We start from the raw sequence: 21,180 nt of genomic DNA on the forward strand, positions 1-21,180 counted from the left end.
ATAAAGACAGTGTTTTACGCTGTTTAGTTACCTTATATTACGCCTTCAATGTGTTTTTTTGAACTGCGTTTACCCCTTCTGAAAGTATAAAAAATAAGCATTGTATCGTAGCAACTTCCTTCTATAATGCGGCCTATATTGACGTTCTGTCTTTCGATATAAAGAGAAAAAAATGAGTGATGTATTTAGTATAGGATTGCTGATAACTGCTGGAGCTTTGTTTGCTATGGCTGAAATTGGCATGGCGGCGGCTAGGAAGATTAAGCTGCGAGTCTTAGCGGATGAAGGCAGCGTTAAAGCGCAAGCTGTGCTTGCCTTGCAACAAAAACCAGGCGCTTTTTTTGCCATGATTCAAATTGCGCTGAACGCTATTGCTATCTTAGGTGGTATTGTTGGTGAACAGGCTCTGACGCCTTATATAAAGCAGCTTGTTAGTTTGCTTTATGCTGGACCTTTATTGGATCAAGTTAGCTTTGTTGTTTCCTTTCTGTGTCTGACGTCACTTTTTATTCTATTTGCCGATCTATTACCTAAACGCTTGGCGATGATTATGCCAGAAGCTGTGGCAATTCGATTGGTCACGCCTATGCTCTGGGTGACCTTTCTATTAACACCAGTGGTTTTTCTATTTAACGGTTTTACTAACTTGGTTTTACGTTTATTTAATGTGCCTATTGAGCGCCAAGAAGTCGTTACTACTGAAGACATTGTTGCCATGATGGATGCCGGCGCAGAAGACGGCAGTTTGCAGAGCCAAGAATATCAATTGATTGGCAATGTATTCGAATTAGAAACTCGAAACATTTCCAGTGCCATGACGCCACGAGATCAGATTATCTATTTTGATATCGATGACAGTAGTGAAGAGATCAGCCAAAAGATTATTGATCATCCACATAATGACTTTTTAGTTTGTAACGGCAGTTTAGATAAGATTGAAGGCATTATTGATTCGAAAGAAATACTACGCTTGGTGCTTAAAGGTGAGTCAGCACAAATCAAACCTGAAAAAGTGGATAAAGAGGTTTTTTATCTACCAGAAACCTTGACGCTTTCCGAGGCGCTTAATGCATTTCGAGTAGCGCCACAAGCTTTTGCTGTCATCGTGAATGAATACGCAACGATTGTTGGTATTGTAACGGTGAAAGACTTATTAGGTGGCTTTATGGGTGGATTATTAACGCCTCATGATGAAGAGCAAATAGTACAACGTGATGCGAACTCTTGGTTGATAGAAGGGTTAACGCCGATCAATGATGTGATGCGCAGTTTGAATATAGAAGAGTTCCCTGATCGTACTCAATATGAGACGCTTGGTGGTTTTATTACTTACAGCTTAAAGCGTTTGCCAAAGCGTACGGACTTTTATGTCTATGACAGCTATAAGTTTGAAGTATTGGATTTGGAAGGCGTCAGAGTTGAACAGCTGTTAGTGACTAAATTAAAGTAGCAACGTAAATGGGATGGACGGTATGAAATTAGTTGTTGGAACATTGTCGACTTGGTCACTACGGGCGTACCTTTGCAGTCAAATTGCAGGTATCAAACTGGACCTTATCCCAATTAATTTAGAAGCCAAAGGCTATAAAGCTGAAGTATTGAAATACTCGCCGACTGGATTGGTGCCAGTATTGCTGGTGGATGATGATGTTGTACACGATTCTTTAGCAATTACCGAATACCTTAATGAATGCTCCAATGGTGCACTTTATCCTAAGAATCAGTCTGAAAGAGCACAAGCAAGAAGCCTTTGTATGGAAATGCATTCAGGCTTTATAAATCTGCGTGGTCAATGCGGGTTTACCTTTGATCCGGTCTCTCCGTTGGATAATTTATCGGATGCGATGAAAAAAGAGATTGAGCGTATTGAAACGATTTTTGCCCAAGCAAAAGGACCTTTTATGTTTGATCAAGCGGGTGCAGTAGATGCTTTTTATGCGATTCTTGCCTTCCGTCTAAAAGCGTATGGAGTGTCTTTGGATGGTAAAGCAGGTGAGTACCAGCAAAGTTTATTGGGCTGGTCTTTGTTAAACGAATCGTTAATGCTTGCTCGTCAATGGTCTATTTGTAGGTAAAAGCCTGTTTGATAGTGCCTTATAATCTTCATAGTGTGGCTATTGATTGAATGAAATGGTCACTTATTCTGCATAAAGCACTCCAACGTCAAGAAAATCAATAATAATCCTTCGAATAGGGAAAGATACTTCCTTTAGGTTATGTTGACGATTACTTTAGTTTTTCGGTGTTAGGATGATATTTCCAAAATCATGAAAGATGAGGGAAGCGGAAATGTCTCGTTTAATTAAAAAGCTAATGAACGTACATGTATTTAGTCGTCGTACTAAAGAGCCTGTTGATATTGAAACAGGAAGCCATTCAGACATGGATGATTGGAAAGGATGGGATGCTTGGGTAGATGTTAAAAAATAAAGTGTTCCAGTTTAAAAATTGAAAAGCTTTGGCTGATACCTGTAGATAGGAGTCGATATGAGTCTATTCTAAAAGGGCAAAGAGCATACCTGTTGGTTGTATGCTTGCTGCCCTTTTTTATTGTCAGAAAAGCTGATAGGAGATCATTGACCAATATATCTAAATATTATTTTCTCAATCTGTGTGCATTTTTGTCTAGCCTCTAATAGCTTAAAGATTAACGATAAAAAAAGGAAAAGGGAGGCGTTATGATGTGTGGCTTTGACCATCGCGAATTAACCGCGTAGTGTAAATAGGGAAAGGTAAGTCGATTTTTAATGTATAGCTTTTAAATTATGTATTTAAGCATTTAGCTTTAGAAAATCTTAAAGTGATGTGCATAAACCTTTTTAATTTATTTACTAAACTATAATAGTTTAGTTCAGTTTTTTGTCGCTACGTTGGCGTTGAAAAGTTAATTTCAATTCTACAAGGAGAATAAAGAATGGCTACAACAACCAAGAGCACGACCCAATCAAAGGCACATGAGAAAGTAGACAGCGCAGCAGAAGCAGCGCATAAAGGTGTAGATAGTGCCGCGCAAATGAAAGAGCAAAGCCAAGAGCGAATTGAAGAAGTTGCTCATCAGATTAGTGAGCAAGCACATAAAATTGCAGACACAGCTAAGAGCCAATCTGAAAAAGTGTCTACAGCGGTTGGTGAATATGCCAAGGAACACCCAGTTAAAACAATTGGTATTGCATTTCTAGCAGGCGCTTTAGCGGCTAGTCTTCTAAGTAAGCGTAAATAAATTTAGGAATTGTATTGATGGAAAAACCGCAGCACTCTGACGCTGACTCAGATCAAGAAAAATCTGACTTTGATGAGGTTATTGGCACTCACAAAAGCTGGTTAAAGAGTGTATTAGGGCTAGGAGCGTTAGAAGCAAAATTATGGGTGACATCCAGTGCCCAGCTCCTTGCCTTAATGTGTGGTGTTATCTTTTTGTTGCTCACTACTTGGTTATTAATTATTGCAAGCAGTGCGGCTATTGCATGGAGTTATGGTTTTTCTTTGGTCGGAATTTTATTAACGGCAACATTAGTGACCTTTTTAAGCTCTATCGTTTTGCTGTATTTGGTGAAACAAACATTGAAAAGCATGGATTTCACCCGTACTTTTGATGCCATTATTCCAACAGAAGATGAGTAATATATGTTCGGCCTAAAGCGAATGCGTCAGCAAAGAGAACGTTTATACTTTCGTACTCAAATCTTGGAAAAACGTGCCAAGGCCTCTCGTGATAAAGCAGTTGATAATCTACTCGATAAAGCAACCAGTCCAACAGGTTTACTTGCCAGTTTTGTCTTAGGCGCTAGTACTCAGCTGGATATCACTCGAAAAGCGAGAAAAAATCTATTAAATGGTGCGAGTCGAGATGTATTAAGCTTTTTGATCTCTCAAGCGAGTGCTTACATGACTGCTGAACCCCCAAACCCAAACCCAAAGCCGGAATACTCAGAGCGGGCAGAAGATGCCCCAAAAACGTCAGACCCAACTGAGAATATACCTGACAGCGGTGTTGTAAAAACCGATCAGGATATAGAAGACGTCTTTCCAAGTAAGAGCAAAGTATAGATATCTTGTCTTCTTTAACGCTTTCTTAAACTAGTTTGGTAAAAAACCACCTAATCCCTCGACTTTATCCCCATAAATCACTATATTCGCCCACCTTTATGTTTATATTTTGTACGCTGACTTAGTGGCAAATTTAAACGGCTTTCTATTTTCTTTTTTCAGGACTTTCTTTTGATCTCCACGGCTAATATCACTATGCAGTTTGGCGCAACGCCATTATTTGAAAACATCTCAGCGAAATTTGGCAACGGTAATCGTTATGGCCTAATTGGCGCCAACGGGTGTGGCAAGTCTACTTTCATGAAAATTCTGAGTGGGGCGCTGACGCCAACGTCAGGTAATGTGTCTATCACACCGGGTGAAAAAGTTGGTACCTTAAGTCAGGACCAGTTTGCGTTCGAAGAATACTCTGTAGTTGACGCCGTGATCATGGGCGATGTGGCGTTGTGGAAAGTAAAACAAGAGCGTGATGCTATTTACTCTAAGCCAGAAATGAGTGAAGAAGATGGCATGCGAGCTGGCGAGCTAGAAGCAGAATTTGCCGAGATGGATGGCTATAGTGCTGAAAGCCGCGCTGGTGATATCTTGTTGGAAGCGGGCATCGAAGAAGAGTTTCATTTTGGTCTAATGAGCCAAGTGGCGCCGGGTTGGAAGCTTCGGGTCTTGTTAGCGCAAGCCTTGTTTGCTAATCCCGATATTTTGCTGTTGGACGAACCTACCAACAACTTGGATATTCATACCATTAACTGGTTGGCTGGCGTACTGAACCAGCGTAAGTGCACCATGATCATTATTTCCCACGACCGCCACTTTTTGAATTCTGTGTGTACTCACATGGCGGACATAGACTTTGGTGAGTTGCGTATTTACCCAGGTAACTATGAATACTTCATGGAAGCCTCGTCTTTGATTCGCGAGCAATTATTAATTGAAAACGCGAAGAAAAGTGCGGAAATGGACGATCTTCAAGCTTTCGTTAACCGTTTCTCAGCCAACGCATCTAAGGCAAAACAAGCCAGTTCTCGTGCGAAAAAACTAGAAAAAATTGAACTGTCAGAAGTAAAACAGTCTAGCCGTATGACGCCTTCGCTAACTTTTAAGCAAGATAAAAAACTTCACCGTCATGCTTTGATCTTAGAAGATTTAGGCCATGGTTATGATGAACTGCTATTTTCTGGCGGTAATATGATTTTAGAAGCTGGCTCTCGATTGGCGATTATCGGTGAAAACGGTGCCGGTAAAACGACTTTCTTGCGTTGCTTGATGAATGAACTAGAAGCCAAGCAAGGTGAGATTAAATGGGCTGAAAATGCCGTTATTGGTTATTGCCCGCAAGACAGTACAGAAGACTTTGATTGCGATTTAACCTTGTTTGACTGGATGTCGAAATGGCGTACTGTAAAACATGATGATTTAAAAGTTCGTGCAATGTTGGGTCGTTTGTTGTTTACCGCAGATGACTTCAATAAAAAAGTACGAGTTTGTTCTGGTGGTGAGAAGAACCGCTTGCTGTTTGGTAAATTGATGATGATGGATTTAAACGTCTTAGTGATGGATGAGCCAACGAACCACATGGACATGGAAGCCATTGAGGCTTTAAACAACGCGTTACTCGACTTTGACGGCACGCTGATTTTTGTGAGTCACGATCGGGCGTTTGTATCATCGTTGGCGAATCGAGTGATTGAAATCAAAGGTCAAAAGGTTATTGATTTTCAAGGCACTTACGACGAGTACCTTGCTCATCAGGGCTGAGCTTGCTTAAGTATCCTTCTATTTAAAGCCGTTTACTGGATGTCAGTAAGCGGCTTTTTTGTTTTATACTGATGACTGTTTTGAACCTTGAAAGGGCGCGATTTTGGACTCAACAACACTTAAAAAATATCTGCTTTCTAAGCCCGAGGCTGAAGAGTATTACCCATTTGATGATTATACTGCCGTCTTTAAAGTGCAAGGTAAGATGTTTGCTTTATTGATAAAGAAGCAAGGATCGCCGCTCTTGAACCTTAAGTGCACCCCGGATCATGCTATTGAATTACGCGATATTTTCTCTGATGTTATTCCTGCTTATCATATGAATAAGCGACATTGGAATTCAGTTGTATTGTCTGGCGATTTGCCAATGGGGGAGATCCAAAGGCAAATCGATCATTCATACAGTTTGGTCGTTAGGAAGTTAAAAAAATCCGTTCGAGAGGGTTTGGAAGTCCGGTATGGGAAACCCGCTTTGTACGGCGATATGATTTTCTAGAAAAAACAGCCAGAAAATATACTCGTTGGCTGTTTTTCAAAGATGCCTTTAAAGCTTAAATATCGACATTATCTTTTGGGTCTCTTTAGCTGTTTTTGCTAATGACTCGCTGGTCTCATTGTTTTGTTTAACCTGCAACCCTGCCTGTGCTGAAAGCTCAGCAACTTTTTCATTAAGGCTGTTTAGTCTCTGGACTGCATCACTTTGCATGTTGACGCTTTCAATGACTGTTCTGCTGGCTTTATTTATGTCGTCCACTGAAACGGCAATATCTTGAAGGTATTGTGTGGTTAAGGTGATTTCTTCAGTAGTTCTTTGTGATTGCTGATGACTTGCAGTAATGCGGTTTTCAGCTTCTTTTGCCCCGCTTTGTAATTTGTTAATCATGTGTTGTATTTCGTCGGTAGAGGCTTGTGTGCGGCTTGCTAACCCACGTACCTCATCTGCGACAACAGCAAATCCACGGCCTTGCTCACCGGCTCGTGCCGCTTCAATGGCTGCGTTGAGTGCCAATAAGTTGGTTTGTTCTGCAATGGCGCTTATAACATCTAATACGGAACCAATAGTCTGTGATTGTTCTGCTAATTGAACCACTGAATTTAAACCGGACTCTAATTCGTATGACAGCTTTTCAAGTGACTCAACGGTTTGGTTAATTGAGGTTTGCCCTGTTTGGGTTTTTTCGGCAGTATTTTGTGCTGAAATGAGAGTGGTTTGGGTACTGTTAGTGACTTCATTTTTAAACTCGTCGACTTCTTTTATTGTTTCTGCCATTTGCGCAAACATACCTTCACGTTGCTGAGTAATTGCTTGTGTTTTGGCTGCAACATTTTTCAGTTCTTGGCTTTTTTGCTCTACTTCTTGGTTGAGTGAAACTGCCTTACCTAAAGTCTCGGAGAGACGATCCACAAAGCTATTGTAGTGAGTGGCAATCAAAGTCAGCTGGTCCTTTCCCGATTCAGGTAAACGTGTTTTCAAGTCACCATCGCCATCTGATATGTTGTGTAAAACAGCTTGAATTTGCCCTATAGGTTGTAGGATTGAACGTACGATTAAAAAGGATAAGAACAAGGCGGTAAGAATAATGCTTATGCTGATAATACCAAGACGCATGACTTCTTTTAGATACTGAGAGTTGACTTCATCAAGATAGATACCAGATCCAATAATCCAACCCCAAGGCTTGAAGCCCTGAACATATGATATTTTTTCAACAGGAAGCTCGCTACCTGGTTTAGGCCAGAGGTAGTCAACGAACCCGGCTTCTTGGGCTTTTACTATTTTTGTAAATTCGGAAAAAAGTTTTTTGCCATTAGGGTCTTCAAGGTTTGACAAATCCTTCCCATCCAATGCTGAATTTACGGAGTGCATAACCATTTTTGCATCGTAATCGTTGATCCAGAAGTATTCGGACGTCGCATAACGAGTATTTTTGATTATTTCCATAGCATAGTGCTGTGCGTCAGAACGGCTAAGATCTCCGGATTGCTCTAGCTTATGAAAATAACTAAATACGCCAGTGGCAGTTTCGACAACATGTTTGGTTTGTGCATATTTTTCATCGAGTAATGATTGTTTGTTGACCGTAAGGGACAAATAAATCACAAACAAAAGACCTAATGAAAAGAAAATGACCAAGCTAGTTAGTCTTAAGCGGATTGGTATGTTTCGCAGAGTATTAATCATAACTTCACCCTTTATTCATGTTGTTTTTGTTATTTGGGGAGTCGCAATATTTCTTGTATAGCACATGTTTTACTCATCGTACTGGTTAATATAAGCACAATGTCTCGTCACTGTCATTTTCATGTCATCTTTTCTCGGTAAGTTACTTTCTAATCTCCCTGCCAGAGGGAAGGTCAGCATTTGAAACACATAAAAAATTTTGCCTTGGGGCAATCTCAATAATGGCTAATTTTTAATAATTAATAGGGCAGTGTTATGAAGACTAAAAATAATGTGAAGCTAGGTTTTGATGAGTTAGATGAATTGGTACGTCCAGCTCCTGAGGTCGTTGAGTTTGAGGAAGTAGCCAATAAAATGGTGTCACGACGTGGCTTTTTAGGTGGTGGTGCTGCGGTTGGTGCTGGCGCATTTGTAATGGGATCAACTGCATTCTCAGCCAGTAAAGCGCTTGCCGCAGGAAGTAAAGAATCACGTCTAGCGTTTAGTATGGTTGGCGCTAATACATTGGATACTGTAACGGTACCTGAAGGTTATAAGTGGGAAGTTTTGGCTTCTTGGGGAGATCCATTATTCAGCAATGCTCCAGCGTTTAACGCGACGACGGGTGGTACTGGTGCTTCTCAAGAGTTAGCGTTTGGCGATCATAATGATGGCATGGCGTTTTTCTCTAAGGATGGTAAGCAGATCATGGCCATCAACAATGAATACACGAATGGCGATACTCTTCATGCTAATCGTACCGATGGTATGCCTGCCAATGCTGATGACGTACGTAAAAACAAAGCTGCTCATGGTGTGTCCATAATAGAAGTTGCAGAGCGTGGCGGAAAATGGGGGATTGTTCAGGACTCTCCTTATAATCGCCGTATTACAGCGGATACAGAAATGGATATCACAGGCCCTGCTCGTGGTCACAAATGGATGCAGACATCAGAAGACCCGAAAGGCTTAGTCGCAAAAGGAACTTGGAATAACTGTGGTAATGGACAAACACCATGGGGTACTTATTTGACATGTGAAGAGAACTTTAATGGCTACTTCACAGCCAATGATAAAGATTACAAAATGTCAGAAGCATTTAAACGTTATGGCATGAGTACGGAAGGCCGTTATAATTGGGCGATGGCTGATAATCGTTTTGATCTTGTTAAAGAACCAAACGAGCCAAACCGCTTTGGTTATATTGTTGAAATCGATCCGTTGGATCCGACTTCTCGCCCGAAAAAACGTACGGCACTTGGTCGTTTTAAACACGAAAACGCAGAGTTAACTATTGCGCCGAATGGCCATGTTGTTGTCTACCTTGGCGATGACGAGCGTGGCGAATTTTTATATCGTTTTATCTCGAAGCATAAATATTTGGCTGGTGGTAATAACCGTGATTTGCTTGAAGAAGGTACGTTATATGTTGCCAAATTTCATGATAATAATCGCGGTGAGTGGTTAGCGTTGACACCTAAAACTACAGGTATGACAGAGGCTGAAATCTCCATTCACACTCGTATGGCGGCTTCGAAAGTAGGTGCTACAACGATGGACCGTCCAGAGTGGGTTGCGGCTCATCCACATAAAGCAGAAGTTTACTGCTCATTGACGAATAACAAAAACCGTGGTGTTAAGCCTAATGCAGGTGGTGATGAAACGCCTGCTGGTGGCCCAAACCCAAGAGTAAAAAACAACTTTGGTCAGATTGTTCGTTGGATGCCAATGGACTCTGATCATACTCACACTGAGTTTAAGTGGGACTTGTTTGTTTTGGCGGGTAATCCAGCAGTTTTTGATGATGCCAATGCCGGATCTCAGAACATTAATCAAGACAATATGTTTAACTCACCAGATGGTCTGAAGTTTGATTCTAAAGGTCTTTTGTGGATCCAGACAGACGGTAACTACTCAAACGAAAAAGATTTCCAAGGGCAAGGAAATAATCAGATGTTGGTTGGAGATCCTGATACGGGAGAAATTCGTCGTTTTCTAGTTGGGCCAAAGGAATCAGAGATTACCGGCTTAGCTTGGAATGCAGCTAAGACAACTATGTTTATTAGTATTCAGCATCCGGGTGAAGGTGGTAATTCACATTGGCCTGACGGTGGGCGCTCAGTTCCACGCTCTAGTGTGATTGCTATCTCGCGTGAAGACGGTGCTGTTCTTGGCTAAGTTTTTGCTTTATAAGTGAATTTCGTTTTTTTAAAGCCAGTATGATTATCATACTGGCTTTTTTTATGAGATTCTTTGGCGGATTTGTTAGTAGATTATGATTTAGATCATAGCCCTCATAAGAGTTTTTTATAGGTTCTTGTGTCATTGCTCAGAAAATGTCAGTCTTATAAAAGAGTAAGTTGTAGGTCTTTATCTTACGAGTCTTGCGTGTCGCACTGGCCTAGTTTGTGCTTAAGTTTATGGATGTGGGGATTGTGCAAGTAGCATAATAATGAATTCCGAAGAATATAAGCGAGTGAAGATGGGAGTTGTTTTTTCGAGATCTCTATTTATTAAACAAGCGTTTTTAACGTTAGTTCTCGCAATTGTTCTAAGCTTAGTCAGCAGTGGTTTTCAGTTCTTTGAAGGAATTAGCGACCAAAAGGCCGAGATAAATCAAGACTTCGAAGAATTACTCGCTGTTGTTGAAAAGCCACTATCTGAAGCGGTTTTTCGTTTAGATGTTGATTTTGCTCAACAACAGGTTGATGGTTTGCTGTTTAGTCCTACTATTTCTCATTTAGAAGTCAGAGATGAATCAGGGAATATTTTTGTTGAAGCCACTGGTGCCAAACGTGATTTTTCGGTGCCGAAATTTTTCACTGATTTTTTCTTACTCGATCTACAAAATTACGAGCGAAAGCTGCATTTAGAAACGCCTGATTTTGATGCTGGATATTTATATCTCTGGCCAGAAAAACGTTATTTATTAGATAGAATTTTCAAAGAACAACTTTCTATTTTAGTCTACAATCTGTTCAAAGATTTGTTATTAGCCTCTCTGCTTTCTTTAGTGTTTTATTTTCTAGTCACTTATCCTCTTATGCGTTTAACAGAATCCTTATCGCATGTTGGCCATAATGACGATATTCCGTTGCCAAAATCCTTTCACCGACACCATAAGTTAGATGAGTTAGGCAATTTACACGCTACTTTTGCATCCCTATGGAAAAAACTTAATACAGCCTTGAGTGATTTAGAGCGCAGTGATAGTCATACCAAAGCCATGATTGAGCACGCCGCCGATGGTATTCTGTTACTAGATGACAGCAACAAGATTACTTTAGTTAATCTAACGGCAGAACTTATGCTTAAAAAGAGTGCTATCGAGCTTAAATCACACTCGTTGGAGGCATTGCACACCCCATCGTCATGGGTAGAGTTTCTTGACGTTCTACAGAATTTAAACCTTGATACCCCTCTAACGGTAGAGGCTAGATATCAAATCCAAGGTGTTGAATTACCTGTAGAAATACGTATGGCGAAATACCGAGTTCAAAGTAAGGTCGAGACAATACTCTTGGTACGTGATGTTTCTGAGCGGAAAGATGCAGAGGCCCATATCCATCGACTGGCTTATTATGATTCAGTAACGAGTTTGCCTAATCGCCAATATTTATCAGACAAACTTTGTGACGTGTTAAAAAGCTCGCGAGGAACAAATTCAAGCAGTCATTCAGCTGTTGTTTTTATGGACCTCGATAGATTCAAGACTATTAATGACTCTCTTGGCCACAATGTTGGTGATCAATTACTTTGTTGTGTGGCGTCGCAACTGGATTCTCTTATTGACGATAATATTGTATTTGCCCGCATGGGTGGGGATGAATTTGCTTTCTTGTTGGTGCATCTCGGTGACAATGAAGTACAGGTAGAAAAAGCCGTTAATAAATTTGTTAGAAGCATAATGTATGCATGCCAGCAGGTTAAGAAAGCTGGCCATCATGAAGTGCATATTACAGCCAGTTTAGGTGCGACTATTTTTAATGGTGATGGTGCTTCAGTAGAGGCTATTTTGAAGCAGGCTGATACAGCGTTATATCGAGCGAAAGAGTCTGGACGGAATACTTTTGCGCTGTATAAAACAGAAATGCAAGCAGTATCAGATGCTCGACTCGAAATGGAAAAAGCCCTTCATCATGCCACCGAATCCAAATTCTTTAAGTTATATTATCAGCCACAGACGAATGATAAAAATCAGTTAATTGGGGCGGAAGCGTTGATTAGATGGAAAGATGAGCAGAAAGGCTTCATTTCTCCTGCCGTATTTATACCTGTCGCTGAAGAAATTGGTTTGATTGTTGAAATTGGCCAGTGGGTTTTAAATGAGTCATTGTCCCAAGTCGCGATATGGTTAAAAGAAGGTAAATGGGATCCATCTTGGCGCATGTCTATAAACGTCAGTCCAATTCAGTTTCAACAGGCGGGTTTTTTACCCATGCTGAAGGAGCAGCTAGAGAAGCATGAGGTTCCTGCAAGCTGTGTTGACCTTGAAATTACAGAGAATATGCTTCTTAATGATCTGACTTCATCTTTAGAAAAAATGCATGCTATAAAACGTTTAGGGGTTCACCTTTCTATTGATGATTTTGGTACGGGTTACTCTTCTTTGAAGTACCTGAAATCTTTGCCAATTGACCGCCTGAAAATAGATCAATCCTTTGTTAGAGACTTATTGACTGATAAAAGTGATGAGGCAATTGTTCATGCGGTTATCGCGATGGCACAAGCACTCAATATTAATGTTTTGGCAGAAGGTGTAGAGACCTTTGTGCATTACGATCGATTGCGTGAAATAGGTTGCTTCTTTTATCAGGGTTATTACTTTGGACACCCAGTCCCTCCAGAAGACTTTATTGCTGAGTTTGTCCATGATTGACGCACACAGGGCCCTTCTTTATAGCGTAGTATAGCCAAATACACTTATTGTTAATATTAAGGGCTTGGTATGGACTTCTTATCTTCGTTAGCAACGATGACCATTCATTGGGGAGCATTGCTGTTTGTTTTTTTGCTTTTCGTTGCTGCGGTTTCTGTGGCAGTGATGTATTGGGTTGATACACATCAAACGTCCCATACTATTAGACGAAATTATCCTGTTGTTGGGCGATTTCGCTATATTTTTGAGCATATGGGTGAGTTTTTTCGACAATACTTTTTTGCGATGGATCGTGAAGAGCGCCCATTCGATCGAGCAGAACGTTCTTGGGCATATCGTGCAGCGAAAAATGTTGATAGCACCATTGCCTTTGGGTCGACTCGCTCTCTTGAAACCCCTGGTGATATCTTCTTTTTAAATTGTGCCTTTCCAACCTTAGATGAAGACGCAGCACAACCGAAAGAGGTTTGTATTGGTGAATACACTGCCAAAAAGCCCTATAGGACTCGTTCCGTTGTAAATATTTCTGGGATGAGTTTTGGTGCCTTGTCGAAGCCAGCTGTACAAGCTTTATCAAAAGGTGCACGTAAGGCTGGTATTTGGATGAATACAGGGGAGGGTGGGTTATCTCCTTATCATCTTGAAGGTGGCTGTGATTTAGTCTTCCAGATTGGTACGGCAAAATATGGCGTGCGTAATCATGAAGGTCATTTAGATGATACGAAATTGGCGAGCTTGGCAGAGCATGAAAATGTGCGTATGTTTGAAATCAAAATGAGTCAAGGCGCGAAACCAGGTAAGGGCGGTATGTTGCCAGGTACGAAAGTGACAGAAGAAATTGCCCATACTCGTGGTATTCCTGTTGGTCAGGATTCCAACAGCCCCAATGGCCATATCGACATAAAGTCCATCGATGACTTACTTAATATGGTTCATCATGTTCGTAAAGTAACCTCTAAGCCAGTTGGTTTCAAAATGGTGGTTGGTGATCTCTCATTCTTCGAAACATTGTGTGAACTAGTACATAAAAAAGGCATCGACTATTGTCCTGATTTTATCACTATTGATAGTTCTGATGGTGGTACGGGAGCGGCTCCACAACCTTTAATGGACTATGTGGGTATGCATTTGCGTGAGAGTTTACCTACGGTGGTGAATATTGTGACCTCATATGGTTTACGTCGATATATCAAAATTATTGCATCAGGCAAGTTGATCGTTCCTGGAAAGGCGGCGTGGGCTTTAAGCGCAGGCGCCGATTTTGTTGTGACAGCGCGAGGTTTTCTATTTTCTCTTGGCTGTATTCAGGCATTACAGTGTAATAAAAATACCTGCCCTACAGGCATTACGACGCACAATCCTGATTTACAACAGGGTTTAGTCGCAGCCGAAAAATCGGAGCGAGTGGCAAATTACGCTGCTGAGCTCTTGCATGGCATCGGCATGATTGCCCATTCTTGTGGCGTGAAAGAGCCAAGAGAGTTGATGCGTTCCCATGTTCGAATTATTGAAAACCAAAGTCATTCACAGTTATTTTCACAAGCGAATCCGATCCCTAATGTTCGCCCTGAATACATTAATATGACAGCATTTCAGGAAGAAACTATTTCCAACGAAGAACGCCTGCAATAGTCTGTAGTCTTGGTCGTTGGAACTGCTATTTTTTATTTTAATGCTAAGTATATGAGGCCTCTTTAGGGTCTCATATTTACTTTTTCCCTTCGTGCTGTATGTTTTAGTCTCAACTTTTTTGTTAGGGGCATAATATGTCTGCTTTTTTTCACTATGCTTTTCATGTTACCTCCTTGGAAGAAACACGACTTTTTTATACTCAGGTTTTAGGCTGTAAAGAAGGAAGAAGTACAGAGACATGGATTGATTTTGATTTTTATGGACATCAATTGTCTTTGCATCTTGGTGAGCCAAGCCCAACGACAAATACTGGGCGTGTGGGAGAGCATTTTGTTCCCATGCCGCACTTTGGTTTGATTCTACCGTTAGAGGAATGGCAAAAAGTAGCAAAGCGATTAACTGAAGCAAATGTCGTATTTGATCTCGCTCCCAGTGTCCGGTTCGAAGGCATGCCAGGAGAGCAGTGGACACTGTTTTTTAAAGACCCGAGTGGTAATGCCATTGAGCTAAAAGGCTTTAAAGATATGACACAGGTATACGCAAAATGATTCCTTTTATCAGTCGAAGTGGTTTAGCTGAGCAAGTAGCTTGGGTTGAGGCGTTGTCGAAAGCAATGCCGAATGAAGAGATTGCCTTGTTATCTGAGTTAACCGAAGAGCAAAAGCAAGAATGCGATGTTGCGATTGTTGCTAATCCAGACCCTCAAGATTTACTAGCACTTCCAGCTTTACGTTGGGTACACAGCGTATGGGCGGGTGTTGAACGCATGGTTCAGGAGCTGTCTTCTCCTACGTTTTCGATTGTTAGATTAGTTGATCCTAATTTGGCGGCAACTATGTCCGAGGCGGTGTTAGCGTGGACATTATTTCTACATCGAGACATGCCAACTTATGCGCAACAGCAGAGAAAAAAGCAATGGCTGGGACAGCCGATGGTATTTTCCAAAGATAGGCGAATTGGCATACTTGGCTTGGGTGAACTCGGCAAGTTTAGTGCTCTGCGGTTGGCTAATAATGGATTTTCGGTTGCGGGGTGGAGTCGAAGTGAGAAGGTGATTGATGGCATTTCATGTTTCCATGGTGAAAATGGGCTGATTTCATTGTTAAGTCAAAGTGATATTATTGTTTGTCTGTTGCCTTTAACGGCGCAAACAAAGGGAATATTGAATAGCGAGACATTGGCGCATTTACCTGTTGGGGCAAGTATTATTAATTTTGCTCGAGGACCGATTATCAATGATGACGCGTTATTAGAAAGGCTAGATTCCGATGCGCTATCTCATGCGGTATTGGATGTCTTTATGCATGAGCCATTGCCGGAAGAGCATCGTTATTGGGAACATTCTTCAGTGACCGTATTACCACATATTTCTGCTCCAACTAGTCCTGCAAGTGCGAGTAGCATTGTTGCTAAAAATATTAGTCACTATCGACTGACTGCTGAAATACCTTCAGCGGTGGACCCTGTTTTGGGGTACTAATTTAGAAAGCCAACCTTTAACTATCAAATAAATCTAAAAATGGAGTCTGCTATGCCGCATTGTGTTGTTGAGTACAGCCAAAATTTAGAGCAAGAAGTGCCGCCTGCTGATCTTTTAGAAGCCGTCAAAGAGGCGTGTATTGCATCTACACTTTTCTCTGTTGAAGATATCAAGTTGCGCAGTTTACCTTATAAAAGTTTTCTGACTGGCGGGAAGGAAGACGCTTTTATTCATGTGACATTGAGGGTGTTATCTGGGAGAACTGTAGAGCAAAGAAAACAACTTTCTGATTTAGTTCTAGAAGGGTTAACACAATTTCCATTAAAGGATGTTAGCTTCTCTGTAGAAGTGTGTGAAATGGAAAGGGATACTTATGTTAAAAGGGTCGTTCTATCTCAATAACAATGACATATTTGACGCTAGTAAGGATATATTGATGAAAGCCATTGTGTGCTCAGTAATGCTTGTTCCTAGTTTGCTTTGGGCAGATTCCAACAGGGTTCATCTTGATGAAAAGTCAGTCGTCGCGCCAGAAGTCAGTGATTCCCTGGAAGAGGTGGATGAGCCTTATTCACCAGAAGAGCCAGAAGTGCCAGAATCTATTACTAAGCGAGCAAGAGACGCCAATGGACTTTATGAGCAGAGAGAAAACAGAGAAACAGCGACAGCCAGCAACCCATTTGTATTAACTCCCCATAAACCGAATTATTTTTTGCCAATTGCCTACACTTCTAATCCGAATGACCGTGCTTTTTTAGGAGATCAAGCGGACTCTGAAAAGTTAGACTCCGTAGAGTTTAAATTTCAGTTAAGTGTGAAGTTTCCTGTTGCTTATGACATTGTTGGGCGTGATACCAGTTTGTGGTTTGCATATTCGCAACAAGCCTATTGGCAAGCGTATAACAGTGGTATTTCTGCCCCATTTAGAGATACCAATCACGAGCCAGAGGTTTTTATTGTAACTAAGCCCAAACATGATTTCTTAGGAATTAAGCCAAGTTATGTATCGTATGGTTTCAATCACCAGTCTAATGGTCAATCAGGTGACTTGTCTCGTTCTTGGAATCGGTTTTATGTAGACTTTATGTTTGAGCAAGATAATACCGCTTTTTCATTCAAGCCTTGGTATCGAATCCCCGAAAGTTCGAAACTAGATGATAATCCAAACATCGAAGACTATTACGGCTACGGTGAATTTAATCTCATTCATGTTATTGATGATTACACTATCGATTTGATGTTTAGAAACAATCTAAAATCATCAGATAATCGGGGGGCTATTCAGGTTGGTTTTACTTTCCCTTTGTGGGGGAAAACTCGTGGTTATGTGCAATATTTTAATGGTTATGGACAATCCTTACTGGATTACAACCATCAGACTCAGTCTTTGGGGATCGGGATTATGCTCACCAACTGGCTATAAATTGATGCCCCTCACTTCCTATCAAATGATGAAACTGGATTTTAAAGTGCCGTTCATTTCTTACTGCTATTGAGTCATATAATCCAAGTTGCTTTTTTAGTGTTGTTTAAATGAAAATATTTAAACAACACTAAACGAGTGTTGAAAACGCTAGTATAGCAGTGTCGATAGCTGAGTTTTGCTGTCATTAAGTTGTCATCAGAATGCCATGGAACGGACATTTTATTGGTTTATGTTGAAAACAAGACAAAAACCAGTGAGGTGACAAGTATGAACCTACTTCAGAATATCCACGCAGTTGATGTACTAACTTTTTCTTGGTGTATGGCTCGCAAGCATAGGGCTGTTTTGACACGTTTAGGCCGTGCTATTTCATTTTCTGCCGATGGCCCTCTTTATGCCGTGGCAGCACTTTTATTGTGGCTTACTGGCTACAAGGTGTTGGTACTGGTAATGGTTCTGGGCTTTTTGCTCGAGCGCATTGTGTATCTTGTATTGAAAAAAGGTTTTAAGCGCAATCGACCTGCTGATGCACTGGATAATTTTAGCAGTTTTATTATTCCTTCCGACCAATTCTCTTTTCCATCCGGACATACATCGGGGGCATTTTTTATGGCCTATTGCCTGTCCGAATGGTTCCCGAGTATGAATGTTATATTGTACTTTTGGGCTGCTAATGTCGGCTTATCACGTATTTTTCTTGGTGTGCATTTTCCAACAGATACAGTCATTGGCGCCCTGCTAGGAACCATTTGTGCGGCTATTGCGATAGGGATTTTGGTATGAAAATTCTGTATGGCGTTCAGGGGACCGGCAATGGGCATATTACTCGTGCTCGGGCGATGGCGGCAGAAATGCAATTAGCTGGTATCGAAGTCGACTTTGTATTTTCAGGCCGACCACCAGAAGACTATTTTGATATGGCGGTGTTTGGTAATTACAGAACATTCCAAGGGTTAAGCTTTGTCGCCCGAAATGGACAATTGGATTTGTATGCAACATGTAAGAGTGCAAATTTTTTAAAATTGTATCGAGACATTCGTTCGTTAGATACGCGTGGTTATGATCTGGTGATTACTGATTTCGAGCCAATAGTTGCTTGGGCGTCTAAACGACAAGGGGTTCCTTGTATTGGGTTTGGTCATCAGTATGCGTTTAAACATGATATACCTCGCTATAAGAAAAACAGGGTGGCTCAGTGGGTCATGGCAAATTTTGCACCAACGACAACTCAGTTAGGCGCCCATTGGCATCACTTTGGCTACCCTATTTTGCCACCACTTATTCACGCTCAAACAATGAGCAATATGCCAGATTCTGACTCTGTGTTGGTTTATCTTCCTTTTGAAAACAGTGAAGCTGTACTTGAGTGGTTAGAAGGTGTGCCTAATTATCGTTTTCGATTGCACTGCAAAGATATTGATCCAGGTGTGTATGGTAATGTGGAAGTGTTTCCATTTGGTCGAGATTTGTTTCAGAAAAACCTCAGTGAATGTGAGTCTGTACTCTGCAATGCGGGGTTTGAATTGAATTCAGAAGCTTTGCAACTGGGTCGTCGTATTTTGGCTAAGCCATTAAAAGGGCAAATTGAGCAACACTCGAATGCGATCGCACTAGATTTATTAGGTGTTGCTAAAACGAGCGATGTGCTGAATTCGCATATTATCCAAGAATGGCTCGAGATGAGCCGAGTGATTCAAATATCCTATCCTAATGTGGCCCGTGCCGTCGTGGATTGGTTGCAGTCTGGCAATGATATTAGTTTGTCAGACTTATGTGAGTCTTTGTGGCGACAAACTCCCAATGTTCGCGGTATTGATTTTTCGTTGCAACTAAGTAAAAGCACAATAGGAGTAATGCCTAGAGCAAACAAGGTTACTGCCTGATATAGGCTGTAACCTTGTGTTTTACTTTACGTTGTATTTAGCGTTTAGCTCTTAAGTGTTTGCTTGAAGAATTTCACCGTGCGATCCCAAGCCAATTCGGCATTTTTTTCATCATAACGTGCGGTTGAGTCGTTATGAAAGCCATGATTGGTTTTAGGGTAGACGTATGCAGTGTAATCCACTTTATTTGCTTTTAGCGTTTTTTCGTAGTCAGGCCAAGTATCGTTAACGCGTTTGTCTAGCTCTGCAAAATGCAATTGTAGGGGGGCTTTTATGTTGTCTATTTGGGATTTTGCAGGGGTTCCATAATAAGGTGCACCAGCATGAATAGTATCCGGCATGATTGCCGCTAATGTGTTTGTTAAATACCCACCATAACAGAAACCCACCATACCGACTTTGCCTGTGCTAAATGAATGATTTTTTAGCAGACTGGCAGCGTCCATAAAGTCGCCTTCAATTTTGTTGCCATCCATGGTTTTTTGCATAGCACGGCCTTCATCATCATTACCAGGGTAACCACCTAAAGGAAACAGTGCGTCTGGTGCAAAAGCAATAAAACCTGCTTTTGCTAGGCGACGTGCTACGTCTTCAATATAAGGATTGAGACCGCGGTTTTCATGAGCCACTAAGATTGCCGCGGTTTTGTTGTCTGCGTTGACATTTTTTGGAATGACTAGGTAGCCTCGAGCTCTACCATGGCCATTAGGCGAGTCATACTCAACGTAGCTTGCCACTATGTCAGGATCGTTAAATGACACTTGCTCGGCTAACGCGTAGTTAGGTGTGAGTGCCCCTGCCACGACAGACAGTGTTAATCCTGTAACACTTAACGTACCAAGCCGAGACAAGAATGTACGGCGATCAATATCTCCATGTGCGTATTCGTCATACCAGTCGAAGGCTTCTTGTGGAATGCTTTCGGTTGTTAAGGGGCTAATAGTCGATTTTTCTGTCGATAAAGTCATTACAATTCCTTCTTTTCAGCTGATAAAAGTTCGTAACGCATTTTTTAGAACTAATTTCTTAAAAGTGGTTCAATAAATACGTAGATAAAACGCGCTTAGATGACACAAATTGATCTTTTTTTAAGGTAACTACGTATTGAGATTAGCAGAAAGAAAATATTAGACTGGGCTAATGAATATAATTTGATGTGATCGACACAGAAAACTTTGTAGGAATGGATGTGAATGATACGTAAAATGCCGATCATTATTACTGGTGGTGGACAACGCTTAGGTCTTGCTTGTGCTAAGGCATTAGTGGCTAAAGGCTATAGCGTCATTATTACTTACCGAAAAGTGCGCAAAGACATTGCAGCTCTAGAAGAACAGGGAATTACTTGTATTCAAGCCGATTTTTCAACTTCGTCAGGGGTTGATTTGTTTACGACTCACATATTAGAGCAATACTCGGCACTTGGTGGCATTATCCATAATGCGTCTGAGTGGGACTCGGAGGAAGAGTGTTCGAATACTGCACTATTAATGGAAACTATGTGGCAAGTGCATGTATTTGCACCTTATCGTATAAATCTCGCCTTTGAAGCATTATTATGTGCGGGTGCTGAGCAAGATGGGCAAGCGGATATTATCCATATGACCGATTATGTGGCTGAAAAAGGCAGTGATAAGCATATTGCTTATGCGGCAAGTAAGGCTGGCTTAGCTAATTTAACATGTTCATTCGCTAAGCGATTTGCACCATGTATTAAAGTGAATGCTATTGCTCCATCATTGCTAATGTTTAATAACAGTGATGACGATGACTATCGAATTAAAGCATTGAGTAAATCTTTGCTTCGCAAAGAGCCGGGTGAGCAAGAAGGTGTGCTAGCCGTACAGTACATATTAGACAGTCTTTATATGACAGGTCGAACCTTGTCACTAGACGGAGGACGACATTTGGTTTAAT

The 21,180-nt window shown here is 41.1% G+C and carries 20 protein-coding genes; 18 read left to right on the forward strand and 2 right to left on the reverse strand.

Annotation, left to right across the window (positions count from 1 at the left end):
• Positions 1-172: 172 nt before the first annotated feature.
• The 8 genes from paeA to JSY38_RS14695 all read left to right on the forward strand — a co-directional run bounded on the left by paeA (position 173) and on the right by JSY38_RS14695 (position 6,298).
• On the forward strand, positions 173-1,450 hold the full coding sequence (paeA, locus tag JSY38_RS14660; RefSeq protein ID WP_205113838.1) for a polyamine export protein PaeA: 1,278 nt from the start codon (positions 173-175) through the stop codon (positions 1,448-1,450).
• A 22-nt stretch (positions 1,451-1,472) separates the two neighbouring features.
• Positions 1,473-2,075 (forward strand): glutathione S-transferase N-terminal domain-containing protein, encoded by a 603-nt coding sequence (locus tag JSY38_RS14665; protein ID WP_114410306.1) that lies wholly within the window; start codon positions 1,473-1,475, stop codon positions 2,073-2,075.
• A 214-nt stretch (positions 2,076-2,289) separates the two neighbouring features.
• On the forward strand, positions 2,290-2,430 hold the full coding sequence (locus tag JSY38_RS14670) for a hypothetical protein (RefSeq protein ID WP_181858467.1): 141 nt from the start codon (positions 2,290-2,292) through the stop codon (positions 2,428-2,430).
• 484 nt (positions 2,431-2,914) lie between these two features.
• Positions 2,915-3,220, forward strand: a complete 306-nt coding sequence (locus JSY38_RS14675; protein WP_114410305.1) for a DUF883 family protein — start codon at positions 2,915-2,917, stop codon at positions 3,218-3,220.
• A 17-nt stretch (positions 3,221-3,237) separates the two neighbouring features.
• Complete coding sequence (locus JSY38_RS14680; RefSeq protein WP_114410304.1) at positions 3,238-3,621, forward strand: hypothetical protein; 384 nt, start codon at positions 3,238-3,240, stop codon at positions 3,619-3,621.
• A 3-nt stretch (positions 3,622-3,624) separates the two neighbouring features.
• Entirely contained in the window at positions 3,625-4,047 is a 423-nt protein-coding gene (locus tag JSY38_RS14685; protein ID WP_205113840.1) for a hypothetical protein, read from the forward strand.
• Positions 4,048-4,218: 171 nt separating this feature from the next.
• Positions 4,219-5,802, forward strand: a complete 1,584-nt coding sequence (locus JSY38_RS14690; RefSeq protein WP_114410302.1) for an ABC-F family ATPase — start codon at positions 4,219-4,221, stop codon at positions 5,800-5,802.
• A 103-nt stretch (positions 5,803-5,905) separates the two neighbouring features.
• Positions 5,906-6,298, forward strand: coding sequence for an MmcQ/YjbR family DNA-binding protein (locus JSY38_RS14695; RefSeq protein ID WP_114410301.1), 393 nt, complete (start codon positions 5,906-5,908; stop codon positions 6,296-6,298).
• A 48-nt stretch (positions 6,299-6,346) separates the two neighbouring features.
• On the opposite strand, the gene JSY38_RS14700 is transcribed toward JSY38_RS14695, so the two are convergent.
• On the reverse strand, positions 6,347-7,984 hold the full coding sequence (locus JSY38_RS14700) for a methyl-accepting chemotaxis protein (RefSeq protein ID WP_205113842.1): 1,638 nt from the start codon (positions 7,982-7,984) through the stop codon (positions 6,347-6,349).
• Between the two features lie 255 nt (positions 7,985-8,239).
• On the opposite strand from JSY38_RS14700, the gene JSY38_RS14705 reads away from it, so the two are divergent.
• The 9 genes from JSY38_RS14705 to JSY38_RS14745 all read left to right on the forward strand — a co-directional run bounded on the left by JSY38_RS14705 (position 8,240) and on the right by JSY38_RS14745 (position 19,263).
• Positions 8,240-10,141 (forward strand): PhoX family protein, encoded by a 1,902-nt coding sequence (locus JSY38_RS14705; RefSeq protein WP_205113843.1) that lies wholly within the window; start codon positions 8,240-8,242, stop codon positions 10,139-10,141.
• 274 nt (positions 10,142-10,415) lie between these two features.
• Positions 10,416-12,842: a putative bifunctional diguanylate cyclase/phosphodiesterase gene (locus JSY38_RS14710; protein ID WP_239543987.1), complete on the forward strand. Its 2,427-nt coding sequence runs from the start codon at positions 10,416-10,418 to the stop codon at positions 12,840-12,842.
• 69 nt (positions 12,843-12,911) lie between these two features.
• Complete coding sequence (locus tag JSY38_RS14715) at positions 12,912-14,474, forward strand: FMN-binding glutamate synthase family protein (protein WP_205113845.1); 1,563 nt, start codon at positions 12,912-12,914, stop codon at positions 14,472-14,474.
• Between the two features lie 134 nt (positions 14,475-14,608).
• Positions 14,609-15,022 (forward strand): VOC family protein, encoded by a 414-nt coding sequence (locus JSY38_RS14720; protein ID WP_114410296.1) that lies wholly within the window; start codon positions 14,609-14,611, stop codon positions 15,020-15,022.
• Positions 15,019-15,954: a 2-hydroxyacid dehydrogenase gene (locus JSY38_RS14725; protein ID WP_205113847.1), complete on the forward strand. Its 936-nt coding sequence runs from the start codon at positions 15,019-15,021 to the stop codon at positions 15,952-15,954. Before JSY38_RS14720 ends, JSY38_RS14725 begins: the two co-directional genes overlap by 4 nt.
• A gap of 51 nt (positions 15,955-16,005) precedes the next feature.
• Complete coding sequence (locus JSY38_RS14730) at positions 16,006-16,356, forward strand: 5-carboxymethyl-2-hydroxymuconate Delta-isomerase (RefSeq protein WP_114410294.1); 351 nt, start codon at positions 16,006-16,008, stop codon at positions 16,354-16,356.
• Between the two features lie 34 nt (positions 16,357-16,390).
• Positions 16,391-17,377, forward strand: coding sequence for a phospholipase A (locus JSY38_RS14735; protein WP_114410293.1), 987 nt, complete (start codon positions 16,391-16,393; stop codon positions 17,375-17,377).
• A 270-nt stretch (positions 17,378-17,647) separates the two neighbouring features.
• Entirely contained in the window at positions 17,648-18,163 is a 516-nt protein-coding gene (locus JSY38_RS14740; RefSeq protein WP_114410292.1) for a phosphatase PAP2 family protein, read from the forward strand.
• Entirely contained in the window at positions 18,160-19,263 is a 1,104-nt protein-coding gene (locus tag JSY38_RS14745; RefSeq protein ID WP_114410291.1) for an MJ1255/VC2487 family glycosyltransferase, read from the forward strand. The genes JSY38_RS14740 and JSY38_RS14745 overlap by 4 nt, the downstream gene beginning before the upstream one ends.
• 44 nt (positions 19,264-19,307) lie before the next feature.
• Here JSY38_RS14745 and JSY38_RS14750 read toward each other — a convergent pair whose 3' ends face one another.
• Positions 19,308-20,231, reverse strand: coding sequence for a dienelactone hydrolase family protein (locus JSY38_RS14750; RefSeq protein ID WP_205113849.1), 924 nt, complete (start codon positions 20,229-20,231; stop codon positions 19,308-19,310).
• A gap of 225 nt (positions 20,232-20,456) precedes the next feature.
• On the opposite strand from JSY38_RS14750, the gene folM reads away from it, so the two are divergent.
• On the forward strand, positions 20,457-21,179 hold the full coding sequence (gene folM, locus JSY38_RS14755) for a dihydromonapterin reductase (protein WP_205113851.1): 723 nt from the start codon (positions 20,457-20,459) through the stop codon (positions 21,177-21,179).
• The last annotated feature ends 1 nt before the right edge of the window (position 21,180 follow it).

It is taken from the genome of Marinomonas foliarum, from assembly GCF_016906065.1.
Taxonomy (GTDB): Bacteria; Pseudomonadota; Gammaproteobacteria; order Pseudomonadales; family Marinomonadaceae; genus Marinomonas; species Marinomonas foliarum.

Coding starts and splice junctions, on each gene's coding strand:
- paeA (WP_205113838.1), top strand. CDS start 173: ATGAGTGATGTATTTAGTATAGGATTGCTGATAACTGCTGGAGCTTTG.
- JSY38_RS14665 (WP_114410306.1), top strand. CDS start 1,473: ATGAAATTAGTTGTTGGAACATTGTCGACTTGGTCACTACGGGCGTAC.
- JSY38_RS14670 (WP_181858467.1), top strand. CDS start 2,290: ATGTCTCGTTTAATTAAAAAGCTAATGAACGTACATGTATTTAGTCGT.
- JSY38_RS14675 (WP_114410305.1), top strand. CDS start 2,915: ATGGCTACAACAACCAAGAGCACGACCCAATCAAAGGCACATGAGAAA.
- JSY38_RS14680 (WP_114410304.1), top strand. CDS start 3,238: ATGGAAAAACCGCAGCACTCTGACGCTGACTCAGATCAAGAAAAATCT.
- JSY38_RS14685 (WP_205113840.1), top strand. CDS start 3,625: ATGTTCGGCCTAAAGCGAATGCGTCAGCAAAGAGAACGTTTATACTTT.
- JSY38_RS14700 (WP_205113842.1), bottom strand. CDS start 7,984: ATGATTAATACTCTGCGAAACATACCAATCCGCTTAAGACTAACTAGC.
- JSY38_RS14705 (WP_205113843.1), top strand. CDS start 8,240: ATGAAGACTAAAAATAATGTGAAGCTAGGTTTTGATGAGTTAGATGAA.
- JSY38_RS14710 (WP_239543987.1), top strand. CDS start 10,416: ATGAATTCCGAAGAATATAAGCGAGTGAAGATGGGAGTTGTTTTTTCG.
- JSY38_RS14715 (WP_205113845.1), top strand. CDS start 12,912: ATGGACTTCTTATCTTCGTTAGCAACGATGACCATTCATTGGGGAGCA.
- JSY38_RS14720 (WP_114410296.1), top strand. CDS start 14,609: ATGTCTGCTTTTTTTCACTATGCTTTTCATGTTACCTCCTTGGAAGAA.
- JSY38_RS14725 (WP_205113847.1), top strand. CDS start 15,019: ATGATTCCTTTTATCAGTCGAAGTGGTTTAGCTGAGCAAGTAGCTTGG.
- JSY38_RS14730 (WP_114410294.1), top strand. CDS start 16,006: ATGCCGCATTGTGTTGTTGAGTACAGCCAAAATTTAGAGCAAGAAGTG.
- JSY38_RS14735 (WP_114410293.1), top strand. CDS start 16,391: ATGAAAGCCATTGTGTGCTCAGTAATGCTTGTTCCTAGTTTGCTTTGG.
- JSY38_RS14740 (WP_114410292.1), top strand. CDS start 17,648: ATGAACCTACTTCAGAATATCCACGCAGTTGATGTACTAACTTTTTCT.
- JSY38_RS14745 (WP_114410291.1), top strand. CDS start 18,160: ATGAAAATTCTGTATGGCGTTCAGGGGACCGGCAATGGGCATATTACT.
- JSY38_RS14750 (WP_205113849.1), bottom strand. CDS start 20,231: ATGACTTTATCGACAGAAAAATCGACTATTAGCCCCTTAACAACCGAA.
- folM (WP_205113851.1), top strand. CDS start 20,457: ATGATACGTAAAATGCCGATCATTATTACTGGTGGTGGACAACGCTTA.